A 14,633-nucleotide genomic window follows, 5' to 3' on the forward strand; every position below is an offset into this window, starting at 1 on the left:
ACAATAGCTGGACGAGCTCCAGTAAAGATAGCACGTTGCCAGGTAGGAAGACCTGTTCTGAGAAGGACAGGTTTTTTCTATATAGAGATAGAAAGGCAAACACATTCCTTATGGACAGGCTTCATAGCAAATAGAGTGATTTCTAATAGTTATCTAGTAGTTACCTAGTATCTATATAGTAGTTTATAAGTTGAAATTGCGTTTTCCATGCTTTTAAATCATTTATTTTCCATAGGGTTCATACACCCTTTTTATTTCCAACCATCTTTTCCGTGTACCACCTGCATCAACAATATAGCTGTATTTGTTTATGATTTTGGAGAAGGAAACTTGAAAGTTGCGGGACTTTTCTATTCTTGTGGCAAAATTCTATAGCTAAGCAGAAAAGATATGCTATAATGATACGGTTGAGAAACCTACAGTATCTATGGTGGATAACTGTAATAAAATAGATGGAGGTAGTAGTATGATAGAAATTACCGTGCATTCATTAGCGGAAACAGCACAGCTTGGGGAAAAAATCGGGCATTTGCTGCATCCTGGTTCATTATTAACATTGAGTGGCGATTTAGGCGCCGGTAAGACAACTTTGACAAAGTCTATTGGTAAGGCGTTAGGTGTGAAGAAGGTCATTAATTCGCCAACGTTTACCATTTTGAAAACATATTATGGAAACATGCCTTTGTATCATATTGATGCATATCGTTTAGAGGGCATCTCACAGGATCTGGGCTTTGAGGAAATTTTTGAGGATGATGGCGTTTGTGTAGTGGAATGGCCACATTATATTGAGGAACAATTGCCGAAAGAACGTTTGCGTATCGAAATACGTCGCATTGATGAGGAAGTTCGTTTGTTCATCATTGAGGGTATTGGCAAAGCATATGAAGAGATAGAGAGGGCATTAGCATGAAAACATTATGTATGGACAGTGCGCATAAGCATTTGATCTTTGTGTTACTGGAAGATGGTAACGTGGTGGCAAGTCTTGCACAGGAGTGTTGGAAACGACAGAGTGAAACATTATTTCCTGCGCTTATTGCGTTAATGGAGGAAGCGCATTGGAAAGCGGATGATATTGATGAAGTTGTGATAACGGATGGTCCGGGCAGCTATACCGGTGTGCGAATTGCGATGACGGTGGCTAAGGTTTTATGTACCAGAAAGCATATTCCTTTATATTGCATCAGTACGTTGCAGTTGTATGCAGGTATGCATCCACATACGTTTGTAATGCTGGATGCGCGTAGTTCACGTGCGTATACGGCGTTATTGGATGAAGGAAAGTTTCTTTTGGATGAGGGTATCATGACGCTGGATGAGGTGAAAGCGTATCTGAAGGACAAGGATGTTCGTGTAGTAGGAGAAACGGAATTGATTGATCTTGCTCACGAAGATGTGGATTTTGTGGAAAATTTCCAGGCATTGCGTCCGTTAGCGCGTCGCATTGACAATGTACATACCTTAACTCCGCGATATTTAAAAGAAAATGATGCGTATTTGGTGAAGTAGTATGCTGCGTAAAATGCAAGTGGAGGATATTGAAGCGGTTGCGGCATTGGATAGTGAATGCTTTCCCTTGCCTTGGCAAGAGGAACAATATCGATATGAATTACATGAGAATCCGTTTGCTCATGTTTATGTGTTAGAAGTAGACGATAGGATCATTGGCTATATTGATTTCTGGATTACGTTTGAAACATGTCAGTTGGCGAAGATTGCTGTTGCACCGGCTTATCGTGGACAGCAGTATGCGCATTTGCTGATGGATGTCATGATTGCAACAGCAAATCAAGAGCAGTGTGAAACTATCTCATTAGAAGTACGCGTTTCAAATGAAGCTGCTCATAAATTGTATGAGCACTATGATTTTATCAAAGTGAATGTCCGTAAAGCTTATTATCAGGATAATGGTGAGGATGCGGATTTTCTGATAAAGGCGTTAGGAGGAAATTGTATATGAAAGACACGTATATATTGGCTATTGAATCAAGTTGTGATGAAACAGCGGTTGCCATCATTAAGAATGCGAAGGAAATCGTGGCAAATGTGGTGGCGACGCAGATTGATGTTCATAAGGATTTTGGCGGTGTGATTCCGGAGGTTGCCAGTCGTATTCATGTGGAAAATATTTCAATGGTTATTGAAGAGGCTTTGAAGAAAGCTAACATGGATGTAGCGGATATGGATGCTATCGCGGTTACACAGGGACCGGGATTGGTTGGTTCTTTGCATGTTGGTGTTCAGGCGGCGAAAACTTTGGCTTGGGCATATGATAAGCCATTAGTTCCCGTACATCATATTGCCGGCCACATTTATGCGAATCAGTTAATTACCGAGCTTGCATTTCCTTTACTTGCTTTAGTTGTATCAGGTGGACATACGGAACTTGTTTATATGAAGGATGAATGGAGCTTTGAAATTTTAGGCACAACGCAAGATGATGCAATTGGTGAAGCCGGTGATAAGGTTGGACGTGTATTAGGCTTACCTTATCCAGGTGGTGTCTATGTGGATAAGATAGCAAAGGATGGCAAAGCTATTTATACATTGGCGAAGCCTAAAACAGAGAATGAATTGGATTTTTCTTTCAGCGGTTTAAAGAGCAGTGTCTTGCAGTTTATTGATCGCTGTAAGCGGAAAAATGAAACATTCCTGCCTGAGGATTTGGCTGCTTCTTATCAGGAAACGGCTTTTGAGGCGTTATTGGAAAGAGCACGGAAAGCTTTGGAGCTGTATCACCCTAAACAAATGTTGTTGGCAGGTGGAGTTGCGGCGAATTCTTGTTTGCGTAAGAAGATCAGTGAGGATATGGCTAAGGCGTATCCAGAGGTTACCTTTATCATACCGCCGTTGTCTTGTTGTACGGATAATGCAGCAATGATCGGTGTTGCAGGTACCATCGCTTATCAGCATGGAGAGCGTGGAGATTTTGCTTTGACTGCAGATCCTGGCATGGAATTGGAAAGATAGGACGCATAGAAGGAAAAGTCTTGAGGAAACGTTTATAAACCGAATATTGGATATACCCCCTGAACTGTGGACAAATCAGTAAAGGGGGTTTTTGTATGGGAAAATCTCTAGTCGCATGGATATTATTTTATGAATTTATCTTGTAATAGTATTTACTAGTTGAACATTCTTTCATATAAAGTAATATAATATATAAGGTATCACATTCTTTTTCAATATATGTGTTTCATATCCATTGTTTTAGAGCAAGCAATGGCATAATGAATAGTATTTTGGATAGACTAGATGAGTTTTTTGATGCTATGGATATTTAACATAGCTAAAAAGGAGATGAGCTTATGGATAATTGTTATGATAGTGAAAAGGGAACCTTTCGGTTACGAGCAGGTGCGATTTTGGTTCGTGATGGCAAAGTGCTGATGATGAAAGGTAGATTAGCGGAAGGTGGTAAAGAAGTTATGTATTCACTGGGAGGTGCCATCATGTTTCAGGAAACTGCAGAAGAGGCAATCATCAGGGAAACAAAGGAAGAAATAGGCTTATCTATTCGTGTTAAACGACTGGTATGCATCCATGAGAATTTTTTTGATGTAGAAGATCTTGGCAATAATCATGAGGTATCCTTTTATTATCTGGTAGAACCTGTGCATGAAGAGGATTTAAAAAAGCCATTTCTTAAAACACCTTTAGAGGAGGCGGTTTGGATACCGATCGATGACTATCAAAGCTATGATGCCTATCCGGCTTTCTTTAAGGATACCTTGAAACAGTTGGATGATGAGCGGATACAAACCATCGTGACAAGGCTTGCGAAAGAATGTGAATGATGAAAAAGGAGAATGTACCGGGTAAGCATTTGTAAAGCACTTGATCAATGATTTAAAGAATAAAAAGATATAATTAAAAACATGAAAAGCACGTGATGAGCAAGCGCATAATCAATCACGCAGCCAATAAAGCAATCACAGAAGGTTAGGAGGAAAGAATCATGGAATACTGGGATATCTATACACAAGATGGCATTTGTACTGGACGCAGGGTAAAGCGTGGAGATGCGATGGCAATAGGAGATTACCATTTGGTCATTCATCTGTTGATTCTTGGTAAAGATGGTCGTCTGTTGTTACAAAAACGTTCAGATCAAAAAGAAAGCTTTCCCGGCTATTGGGATTTTGGCATAGGCGGAAGTGCTGTTAGTGGAGAAAATGCCCGGCAATGTGCACAGCGCGAGTTGCAGGAAGAATTAGGCATTTATATGGATTTTCAACAACGTAAGCCGGTTTTGCGCAGCTATGGACAACATTCCTTAGTAGATTTCTTTACCATTGATTATGCCGGAGGATTAGCAGATCTGACATTGCAAAAGGAGGAGGTCAGTGGTGTTTGTTGGGCAGATTTAGAAACTGTGCATCTGATGTGCAAACAGGGAATCTTCATCCCATATCAGCCACATTTGCTTGCTTTATTGTTAGACATGCATAAGCAGCAAGGCTTGCATTGTTCATCATAATATATCGGAAAGCTAAGTTTTCTTGCTTCTTTTTATTAGCACTATGAGATACGTATGACAGTACGTACAAGCCGTAAAAGTTCAAAATGACAAATTCTTCACAATTAAAAAAATTTGTGGTATACTAACAGAGGTGATGAACATGACAGAGAAAAATGTGCCAAAGGCTACGTTGCAGCGCTATCCGGTGTATCTGAAAGCACTGCGGAAACTGAAAAGCTCAGGAGTGGAAAGGATCATGTCCAAAGAGCTTGCCAGTGTTGTGAATATTGAACCAACGACGATTCGCCGAGATTTTTCCTTTTTGGGAAATCTGGGGAAACAAGGGTATGGTTATGATGTCAATAAACTGATTGAAATATTCAACCAGCAGCTTGGCATGGATTTCGATGAGAAGATCATTTTGGTGGGGGCAGGTAATATGGGCCGCGCTTTGATGAAGTATAATAAATGGGATTATGTTGTAGGTGAGATTGCCTGTGCATTTGATATTAATCCTGATCGCCAGGGTGTGCGTTTCGGTATTCCGGTATATGATATCAGTGAGCTGGAACAACGCATTCCGGATGGCTGCCGTATCGCCATCTTAGCCATCAGTGAAAATATTCAGCAGACGGTAGATCGTTTAATTGCCTGTGGCATCACAGGTTTGGTCGATTTTACCCATGTGCATATACAAATTCCAAAAGGGGTTGTATTAAAGAGCGTAGATGTGGTATCATCTATACAGGAACTTGTTTTTGAAACAAACAGTTTAAATGTAGAACGTTGAAACAGGACGATGCCTGCTAACGATGCATAGCGAATCCGGGATGGTGGAAGCCGGAGGCATACGAGCAAGCGGAGAACACCTGTGGAGTTGAATCGGAGAATAGAGTAGACGATTCCGCGAAAGGATGGCGTTAAGATCCGATAAGCAAGATGTCTGTCAGCAGAGGTATTTCTGACAGGAATCAGGATGGCACCGCGTAACTAACTTACGTTCCTGAAAGGGAACGTTTTTTTTGTTCCCTTAATGAATAAAAGGAGGAAATGAAATGTTTGAATTTATGACCATTCGCGAACTATATGAAATCGTATTAAGCGCATCTCATGTAGAACTAGACAGCTTGGAATATGTACAGCTGCAAGGTTGGATACGTACAAATCGCTGCAGCGGTAAATTAGGCTTTATCGAATTAAATGATGGTACGTATTTCCGCAATGCACAATTAGTTTATATGCAGGAATTGAAAAACTTCGCGGAAGTAGAGAAATATCCTACCGGCGCAGCTATTACCGTAACCGGGAAATTAAAATTAACACCAGATGGTAAACAGCCATTTGAAATTGTAGTAACAGAGGCTGTTTTGGAAGGTGATTGTGATCGTGATTATCCATTGCAGAAGAAACGTCACAGCTTTGAGTATATGCGTGAGATACCACACTTGCGTCCTCGTGCGAATTCCTTCTATGCCATTTTCCGTCTGCGTTCTGTATTGTCCATGGCCATCCATGAGTTCTTCCAGAACCAGGGCTTTGTCTATGTACATACGCCAGTCATTACCGGCAATGATGCAGAAGGTGCGGGAGAAACCTTTACAGTTACCACACGTGAAGATCAAAAGTATGAAGAAGATTTCTTTGGGAAACACGCTTCTTTAACGGTATCCGGACAATTGCATGTAGAATCCTTTGCGATGGCTTTTCGAGATGTGTATACCTTTGGACCAACTTTCCGTGCCGAAAACTCAAATACGACACGTCATGCCAGTGAATTCTGGATGATTGAACCGGAAATTGCCTTTGCGGACTTAGAGGATGATATGGATCTTATTGAAGATATGGTGAAATATTGTATTGATTATGTCTTGGAAAATGCACCGGAAGAAATGAAATTCTTTAACAGCATGATTGATAAGGAATGCATTGAACGTATCACCAAGGTACGTAACAGTGAATTTAAGCGTATGACTTATACGGAGGCGATTGAGCTTTTAAAGAAAGCCGATGTGAAGTTTGAAAATAACAAAATCGAATGGGGCATGGATCTGCAGAGTGAGCATGAACGCTACTTATGTGAGAAAGTAGTCAATGGCCCGGTCTTCTTGATTGATTATCCAAAGGATATCAAAGCCTTCTATATGCGTGTCAATGAAGATAATAAGACGGTTGCGGCATGTGATTTGTTAGTGCCAGGCGTTGGCGAATTGGTTGGCGGAAGTCAGCGTGAAGAGCGTTATGATGTGCTAGAAGCGCGTATGAAAGAAATGGGTATGGAAACTGACAGCTTACAATGGTATATGGACTTGCGTCGTTATGGCGGTTGTAAACATGCCGGCTTTGGCTTAGGCTTTGACCGTATGCTGATGTATTTAACAGGCATGCAGAATATTCGTGATGTTGAGCCATTCCCACGTACACCAAGAAATTTGATTTTCTAATCGTAGAATAGACTTTCACAGGGTATGTGAAGGTCTTCTTTTACAATAGATGATACAAAGGGGTAAGAAAGGAACAGAATATGATACGTTTAGCAACAAAACAGGATGCCGCAAGCATATTAGCAATTTATGCTGAATATGTATTGCATGATAGTGCAACTTTTGAATATGAAGTGCCTTCCCTTACGGAATTTGAACAACGTATGGAAGTGATACAACAGGTATATCCATATCTGGTCTATGAAGAGGAAGGAAATATTTTAGGCTATGCTTATGCGCATCGTTATAAGGAGCGTGCGGCTTATCAATGGGATGTGGAATTAAGCGTATATGTCAATAAGGATGTTCATGGAAAAGGTATTGGCAGTATGCTGTATAAAGTATTATTTATTTTATTAAAGAAACAGCAGGTACATCATGCATATGCCTGTATCACTTCTCCCAATCCGAAAAGTGAGCGTATGCATGAGCGGTTAGGATTTCAATTAGTGGCTAGATTTCCTCATACCGGCTATAAATTTGACAAGTGGTTGGATGTTGTTTGGATGGATAAAGAATTACTTTCACCAGGTGTACCTCAACCAATCGTGCCATTGGCATCCTTCATTGAACAATTGCCAAAGAATCTAAGCGAACTTTTAAACAAAGACAATGAGCCTATAAAATAAATCATAAAAAGAGCAGCTTGCATGGAATGATTTCTAATGTGACCTCCAAAAGTTAGACTTAAAATCTAACGAATGAAGGTTGCATCCTTCCTGTAGCTGCTTTTTATCTGTTTGGGGTTTTGTGCCTTTCCTTTTTAAAAGGTGATTCTTTCATGGGGTTTCCAATATGTTAGCCCAATTTGTCAAAAGTTATTCTTTCATGAGTTTTTTAATAGGTTAGTCCAGCTTTTTAAAGGTATCCTTTCTTCGCGTTACCAATACGTTTATCCAATTTCTTTAAAAATTATTCTTTGATAGGCTTTCCGATATGCTTGTCCAATCGCCATTGCGGCGCACTGCCATCATCTGCCCAATATTCATCCAAAGAAATAATTTTATCCTGTTGTAGCTTCAGAAAGGAAACAACATGATAGGAAGCAGTTTGATCTTTTGGATAAACAAGTGTAACACTAATGATCAAATCATCAAGTAACTCTACTCTTTCTACGACCCCATCCCAATCTCCCGGATATTCGCAATTCGCAATAATATATTCATCAAGCGTAAATAGTTCATTGGTACAATGCCAACAAATCCTCGCATCCTGATGAAAATAGTTTCTGATTTCCTGCTCATCCTGTTTTAGGACGGCTTTCCAAAATTCATAGATGTTCATAAGATAACTCCTTTATCAATTATATAGATATAGTATGACATCAGAAAAGCGATAACACAAGGGTAACAAACGATTGTTAGAATAGCAACTGCTTTTTCTATTCACTGACCTCATTCATATAAGCAGTTAACTTGCGAATGAATGTTTGATAATCTTGACAGTTGATGAGATCTTTTAAAAAAGCCGGTTCACTAAGAATCTCAATCAACTGATCAAAGATCTGGGCAAATATTTGTCTGCTGTCATCATGTACGCCTAGTAAGGTGACAATATGCACCTCATGCACTCCCCATTGCATACCATCTGGACAAAGGACGACACTTATAAAGCTTTTTTTAGCGTTATCACCAAGTGAATGAGGAACGGCAGCGTCCTCAAAGGCGGTGCTTGACATATGCTCACGAGCAAAGACATCCTGTGTAAAGGAAGCTTCGGCATAATCCAGTGCAATCGCATCGTTACAAAGCTTTTGAATGAGCTGGGTACGATCTAAGTGAACATCCGTATAAAATAAGCGAGGATCAAATAAATCAAATAGAAAATCTTTCAGCTTCTGTTTGTTTTTTTCGGATAACATCTTAGAAATGGTAGTTTCCAATAAGGCCATATCTTTATTTGTAAGAAATGGATGAATTAACACATATGGCTGAGGAAATCTTGCCTCTACTGTTGAAATAATCAAATCTGCATGCAGCATGTTGGGCTGATAGGAAGGCATAGAAACGGCATATTTTATCGTTATCTTATCTTCAAAATGACGGCTGATCTTCTCTAAGGTATGTTGATGAATGCTGTAATAATCGGCATATAAAAAGAGAATCGTTAACTTGTTTTTTGATTGCACATTGTTTTCAAAGTAACTGCCGATGTGAAAAGAAATAAAGGTAATTTCATCCTCATTCAACACTACATCATAATTTTCTTTAAACTGTTGGGCAATATAAACGGCAATATCATAAATCAAGGGATACGTTGCCTTGATCTTAGCGGTCAATGGATTTTTGGCATAATAGTTATGTGCAACACGATTAAACAGATTCTTAACATGGATGGTGAATTTCGCAATAAATTCTTCATCAAAGGCATCCAGTAAATAGCGCTCTTCAACATTGTGAATCACGGCATGGGCGATATCAATATATTTCTGTTCAATAAAAGATGAAATATTAGAGCCATTAATAAAAGAATAATCAATCATCGTTGTATTGTTCGAGATAATAAGCGTCAAATTATAAACTTCAGCATCATTCATATGGATTTGATAGTTTTTCTCAATATACTGTTTTATTTCCTGTGCCACAAGATATTGTTGTGAATCAAGAAACGGTGTGAAATCGACTTGATCATTTAACTCACAGGCATTACGGATACGATCAATCATGACAATAAGATGCAATGCCGTATTATTTAGTGTATAATCATTCGCAAATACATTATTGCGTGAAAAAATATCGGCAAGATTTTTACGGAAATCCCAAAAATGATAATGATAAGTCAATAAACGCACTTCATCTTTTAAGACAAAATTATCATACGTATCACTGGAAATTAAGCGGCTCATTAATCGCCGTTTATCTTTTTCACTGCCTTCTAAATATAACAAATCATGATCTCTGCGTATGGTTACATTACAGCTAGAAACAATCTTACGGATACTGCGAATATCATTTTCAATCGTAGACTCACTTACAAATAATTCATCCGCTAGATCAAATAGATCAATACCATCTTGTGAAGAAATAAGTTTTTGAATGATCAGATTTTGCCGTGTTTGCGGGGTTTCCACATTTTGACTTCCTTTTTCCCGATAAGCTAAATATTGCTGAGCACTGTTTAATCGATACCCTTTATTTGATGATATTACTAAAGGACTTGTTTCATTCTCATTTAGTGAACTGACATATTTACGTATCTGACGTGTGGAAACATGAAGCAGTGAAGATAGCTCACCGGCAGCTACCCAATGTTCATAATGGTGCCAGAGATAGTCTAACAAGATTGAGATATTATCCTTCATATGTCTATTCACTCTCCTATGCAAGGCCCCCAGATACTCTTCATCATTATATATGTACACGATAAGTATAAAGTATAAGTAATCTTTGCTCAAATTAAAAAAGTTCCTACTGCACGGAACTTTTCTGATTTGTCTTGTTATACTGTGTTCGCTATACTGAGGGTGTGATAAGGAAAGGAGGACAGTTATGTGATTGGCAAATATGAAAAAGAGATATATCGTCGCTGAATATGACTTCAGACAAGTACGGGAATACTTTGATACATCTCTCTTATATCATAACACCAATCCAGATAAAAATCATTCATAATTATAAAGGAGAAGATCATGAAGAACATTTTATTAGTTTGTGGCACCGGTGCGAGCAGCGGTTTCATGGCCAAAAACATTCGCCAGGCAGCGAAAGCTCGCAATATTGAAATTGGCGTAAAAGCTAGAAGTGACTCTGTTGTAGAGGATTATATTGAAGATATTGATCTATTGTTGGTAGGACCACATCTTAGCTACATGCTGCATGATTTAGAGGATATTGCAGATCCATTTGGTGTTCCTGTTCAGATTATCCCCAAAGATGCATATGGGGAATTGGATGGCGATGCCGTTCTTGATTTTGCTTTACCTTTTCTAAAAGATGAGAAAACGCATGAACGTTAATGGTAGAATGCTTGCTTAATAAACGATGGTATCGTAGGAATGTTTATGAGCAGATACGTTAGAAATAATTCCCTGATGAACTATATACATTGGATAAGATTGCCATAGCATGTTAAATTAAGCAAGCGGTTATTTTGTAAAAGGTGATTAAGAAATAGAATCACGAGGAGAAAACATATGAAAAAATTCATGGATTGGATGACAGATAAATTCGCACCGAGAATGAATAAGCTCGCAAGAAATCCGTGGATTGCCTCTGTCCAGGAGGCTATCCTGACTGCGATGCCTATGATTTTTATTGGTTCATTTACGACCGTATTGACCGCTTTTGGCGGCTTGATTGAAGGATTTCCGGATTTTAGCCCACTTTCTACTTTTTCCCTGGGCTTATTATCCTTATACTTAGCATATTTAGTACCATATCTGCTGATGGAAAAGAAACGCCATAATAAAACGAAAAAAGAAGCAGGATTGGCTGGTATCGGATTCTTTTTGATGTTAGTATCTCCAACCTTTGATGAGGCAGGAAATATTTTGTTTCAAAGTTCTACTTTAGGAAATGGCGGTATGATTGCAGCATTGATTGCCGGCTTGTTTGTCGGTTTTGTGATGAATGCTTTTTCTACTCATTCCTTCTTTAAGGAAGACAGCGCTATTCCAGATTTTATCACCGTATGGTTTGATACATTAATTCCGATACTGATGATTTTATTTGTTGGCTGGCTCTTTACTTTCCAGCTCCATATCAGTATCTTTGATTGCATTTATACATTATTCTCACCAATCTTAAAAGCCGGTGACAGTTTCCTTGGTTTTGTAGTCTTATACTTTGTTGGATATACCTTCTTATACACGTTTGGTATTTCTACCTGGGTCATTTATCCGATTGAGTCGGCATTGATCCTGCAAGGAATTGCGGCGAATCAGGCAGCGGTAGCAGCCGGAAATGCTGCCAGTGTTATCAATGCGGATGGAGTATCTTATTATTTTACGCTTGGTGGAGGCGGCTGTACCTTGGCTTTAGGTCTTATGATGTTGTTTATGGCAAAATCGAAAAAGTGTAAGGTCATCGGAAAAGCCAGTCTGGTACCAAACTTATGTAACATCAATGAACCATTGGTATTTGGTGCACCAATCGCCTTTAACCCGATTCTGATGGTACCGATGTGGATCATTGGTTTACTAGCACCGGCCTTGACCTGGTTTGCCTTATATTTTGATTTATTGCCTAAAGTAACGACTTTATTCTCCTTCTGGTATTTGCCTGGACCTATTTGTTCCTATGCTGTAGGAGGTATGGTTGGATTGATCTTTACCTTATTTATTTTCGTCTTATCCTGGATCATCTATTATCCATTCTTTAAGGTATACGATAAGCAATGTGTACAGAAAGAAGCAGAGGATGAAGCACAAAAAGCAAAATTAGCAGCACGTAAAAACGCAAGACAGGAAACAAACAATGCATAAGAAGGAAGGTTTATTATGGATAAAACAACGATTGAACAATTAAATAGTGCTGCGATGCAGATCATTCTGCATGCCGGTGATTGTCGGAATTTGCTCAATGAAGCAATCAATGATCTGTTAGATGATAAAAGTGAAGAAGAAGTAAAAGACAAGATCACGCAGGCAAAGAAAGAAATCACGAAAGCACATGTTATTCAAACGGATATGATACAAAGCTCAATCAATGAAGAAGAGCTGCAGACAACCTTATTATTCACCCATGCACAGGATACGCTGATGACTATCAACAGTGAAGTAAATCTGGTACAAAGCATGATTCGTCTGTATCGTAAGTTGGAGAAATAAGATGAAACGTAAAATTACAGGATTTCCGAAAGACTTTTTATGGGGTGGTGCCATTGCGGCCAATCAAGCAGAAGGCGCTTGGAACATTGATGGGAAAGGACCCTCTATGGCGGATATTGAAATCCTTCCAGAGCAGTATGATCGCCATAAGGTAGTCGGATTTGCTCATACTGCCAAACAGATAGAAGAAGCATTAGCGGATACCAAAGGCTATTATCCACGCCGGCATGGCATTGACTTTTATCATACGTATAAAGAAGATCTGGCATTGATGAAAGAAATGGGGTTTACCTGTTTTCGAACATCCTTTAACTGGACACGCATCTTTCCACACGGAGATGAAGAACAGCCAAATGAAGAAGGTTTAAAGTTTTATGATGATTTGCTGGATGAGATGCTGAAAAATGGTATAGAACCAATCATGACGGTTTCACATTATGAAATGCCTATTCATCTGATTACCAAGTATAAGGGTTGGTATGCCCCTGAAATGATTGATTTCTTTGTGAAATATTGTAACGTGCTATTTGAACGCTATCATAATAAAGTACGTTATTGGATCCTATTGAACCAGATCAACTCTTTACAGGGCTGGGGAGAGTTTGCCAGTTTGGGAATGGTGCAGGATGGTTATGAAGATTGGGAAAGTGCCAAATATCAGGCAACGCACCATCAGTTTGTGGCATGTGCTAAAGCCACACAACTTGCCCACGCCCTTGATCCTTCCTTGCAGATTGGAATGATGTTGGGGGATGATGCCTTATATCCGGCAAGCTGTAAACCAGAGGATGTCTTTGCCAACACCCAGCAGATGCAGATGAGTTTATACTTTTATTCCGATGTCTTATTACGCGGAGAATATCCGGGTTATGCGTTGCGCTATTTTTACGATCATGATATCCATGTGATGATCAAAGAAGAGGAAGAACAGCTGTTAAAAGAGAATACCGCAGATTTTCTATCATTTTCGTATTACTTTACCCGCATCACCAAGGCCAAAGATCCTACCCATCCTAAAGAGAACCCCTACTTAGAAAAATCTATCTGGGGCTGGGCAGTGGATCCATTAGGATTTCGCAACTCATTAAATTTGTATTGGGATCGTTATCAAATACCAATTTTTATCGCTGAAAATGGACTGGGTGCATTAGATGAGGTCGTTGATGGAAAGGTTCATGATCCTTATCGTATCGCCTATTTACAGGCACATATTGCGGCGATGAAAGAAGCCATTAAGGATGGCGTACAGGTGTTTGGCTATGCATCTTGGGGACCTATTGACATCATCAGTTGTTCGCAAGGGGAAATGAGTAAACGCTATGGATACATTTATGTCGATTTGGATGATCGTGGACATGGCAGTGGGAAACGACTGCGTAAAGATTCTTTCTATTGGTATCAACATGTCATAATGACAAATGGAGAAGATTTGTAAAGAAAGGGACGCATACAATCGTCCCTTTGCTTCAACATGAACATAGTATGAACAATATGTGACAAGGAGCTAGCTATTAAGAAGTCAAGCCTTTTTGAAAAAGATTAAAAAAGCATGACAAAAACAAGTGCTGGTAAGAGCACAAAAATTGATCTTTGAAAATTAGATAAAATTGACTAGTAAAGAAGGGTTGGGTCGAATGATTCTCCAGTAAGTTCTAAATGATAAATCATACGTAATAGTTTCTTAACGACATGTGATTGTGCTACGCGGTAATTCTTTCCTTCATGAAGTTTCTTATAAAAGAATTCACGAAAAGTTATGTTATGAATAACTAAATAAGGAACTGCATTAAAAAGGACATAACGTAATTCAGAGGAGCCATGCTTTACCATTCTGCCATTATGAAAAGATGTTCCAGATTGGTAAATGGCAGGCTCTACTCCACAAAAAGCGCAAAGCTGTTTAGGATTACTAAATTTTGAG

16 protein-coding genes are annotated in these 14,633 nt (G+C 39.1%); 13 read left to right on the top strand and 3 right to left on the bottom strand.

The genetic code is table 11. From position 1 onward, the window contains the following. Positions 1–466 precede the first annotated feature (466 nt). The 9 genes from tsaE to ACESSZ_RS15225 all read left to right on the top strand — a co-directional run bounded on the left by tsaE (position 467) and on the right by ACESSZ_RS15225 (position 7,574). On the top strand, positions 467–913 hold the full coding sequence (gene tsaE, locus ACESSZ_RS15185; RefSeq protein ID WP_117548287.1) for a tRNA (adenosine(37)-N6)-threonylcarbamoyltransferase complex ATPase subunit type 1 TsaE: 447 nt from the start codon (positions 467–469) through the stop codon (positions 911–913). After that, positions 910–1,512 carry a tRNA (adenosine(37)-N6)-threonylcarbamoyltransferase complex dimerization subunit type 1 TsaB gene (gene tsaB, locus ACESSZ_RS15190; RefSeq protein WP_008689871.1) on the top strand — a complete coding sequence of 201 codons (603 nt, stop codon included), beginning with the start codon at positions 910–912 and terminating at the stop codon, positions 1,510–1,512. Before tsaE ends, tsaB begins: the two co-directional genes overlap by 4 nt. Before the next feature lies 1 nt (position 1,513). Continuing rightward, entirely contained in the window at positions 1,514–1,963 is a 450-nt protein-coding gene (gene rimI / locus ACESSZ_RS15195; RefSeq protein ID WP_017144563.1) for a ribosomal protein S18-alanine N-acetyltransferase, read from the top strand. Further along, positions 1,960–2,973, top strand: a complete 1,014-nt coding sequence (gene tsaD, locus ACESSZ_RS15200) for a tRNA (adenosine(37)-N6)-threonylcarbamoyltransferase complex transferase subunit TsaD (protein ID WP_008689867.1) — start codon at positions 1,960–1,962, stop codon at positions 2,971–2,973. Before rimI ends, tsaD begins: the two co-directional genes overlap by 4 nt. 338 nt (positions 2,974–3,311) lie before the next feature. Next, positions 3,312–3,800 carry an NUDIX hydrolase gene (locus tag ACESSZ_RS15205; RefSeq protein ID WP_008689864.1) on the top strand — a complete coding sequence of 163 codons (489 nt, stop codon included), beginning with the start codon at positions 3,312–3,314 and terminating at the stop codon, positions 3,798–3,800. Positions 3,801–3,961: 161 nt separating this feature from the next. Beyond that, the gene (locus ACESSZ_RS15210; protein ID WP_008689862.1) at positions 3,962–4,483 is read left to right on the top strand and encodes an NUDIX hydrolase; all 522 of its coding nucleotides are present in this window, start codon (positions 3,962–3,964) and stop codon (positions 4,481–4,483) included. Positions 4,484–4,625: 142 nt separating this feature from the next. After that, positions 4,626–5,255 carry a redox-sensing transcriptional repressor Rex gene (locus ACESSZ_RS15215; protein WP_008689858.1) on the top strand — a complete coding sequence of 210 codons (630 nt, stop codon included), beginning with the start codon at positions 4,626–4,628 and terminating at the stop codon, positions 5,253–5,255. Between the two features lie 265 nt (positions 5,256–5,520). Next, positions 5,521–6,906, top strand: coding sequence for an asparagine--tRNA ligase (asnS, locus tag ACESSZ_RS15220; RefSeq protein ID WP_008689848.1), 1,386 nt, complete (start codon positions 5,521–5,523; stop codon positions 6,904–6,906). Positions 6,907–6,986: 80 nt separating this feature from the next. Further along, positions 6,987–7,574 (top strand): GNAT family N-acetyltransferase, encoded by a 588-nt coding sequence (locus ACESSZ_RS15225; RefSeq protein ID WP_008689845.1) that lies wholly within the window; start codon positions 6,987–6,989, stop codon positions 7,572–7,574. Between the two features lie 283 nt (positions 7,575–7,857). On the opposite strand, the gene ACESSZ_RS15230 is transcribed toward ACESSZ_RS15225, so the two are convergent. Together ACESSZ_RS15230 and ACESSZ_RS15235 are read right to left on the bottom strand one after the other, a co-directional pair. Continuing rightward, on the bottom strand, positions 7,858–8,229 hold the full coding sequence (locus tag ACESSZ_RS15230; protein ID WP_008689843.1) for a hypothetical protein: 372 nt from the start codon (positions 8,227–8,229) through the stop codon (positions 7,858–7,860). A 97-nt stretch (positions 8,230–8,326) separates the two neighbouring features. Beyond that, entirely contained in the window at positions 8,327–10,246 is a 1,920-nt protein-coding gene (locus ACESSZ_RS15235; protein ID WP_017144564.1) for a BglG family transcription antiterminator, read from the bottom strand. A 327-nt stretch (positions 10,247–10,573) separates the two neighbouring features. Between ACESSZ_RS15235 and ACESSZ_RS15240 the strand changes: the two genes are divergently transcribed. The 4 genes from ACESSZ_RS15240 to ACESSZ_RS15255 all read left to right on the top strand — a co-directional run bounded on the left by ACESSZ_RS15240 (position 10,574) and on the right by ACESSZ_RS15255 (position 14,147). Next, the gene (locus ACESSZ_RS15240; protein ID WP_008689839.1) at positions 10,574–10,900 is read left to right on the top strand and encodes a PTS sugar transporter subunit IIB; all 327 of its coding nucleotides are present in this window, start codon (positions 10,574–10,576) and stop codon (positions 10,898–10,900) included. Between the two features lie 177 nt (positions 10,901–11,077). Further along, positions 11,078–12,367, top strand: a complete 1,290-nt coding sequence (locus ACESSZ_RS15245) for a PTS sugar transporter subunit IIC (protein WP_008689838.1) — start codon at positions 11,078–11,080, stop codon at positions 12,365–12,367. 15 nt (positions 12,368–12,382) lie between these two features. Next, entirely contained in the window at positions 12,383–12,712 is a 330-nt protein-coding gene (locus ACESSZ_RS15250; protein ID WP_008689837.1) for a PTS lactose/cellobiose transporter subunit IIA, read from the top strand. Between the two features lies 1 nt (position 12,713). Next, a complete protein-coding gene (locus ACESSZ_RS15255; protein WP_008689836.1) occupies positions 12,714–14,147 on the top strand; it encodes a glycoside hydrolase family 1 protein in 1,434 nt (477 codons plus the stop codon). Positions 14,148–14,323: 176 nt separating this feature from the next. Here the strand turns inward: ACESSZ_RS15255 and ACESSZ_RS15260 are convergent. Then, positions 14,324–14,633, bottom strand: a 310-nt coding sequence (locus ACESSZ_RS15260; RefSeq protein ID WP_499842879.1) for a transposase, incomplete at its 5' end; no start/stop codon positions are given.

This window comes from Eubacterium sp. 3_1_31, assembly GCF_964249515.1.
Lineage (GTDB): Bacteria > Bacillota_I > Bacilli_A > Erysipelotrichales > Erysipelotrichaceae > Longicatena > Longicatena caecimuris.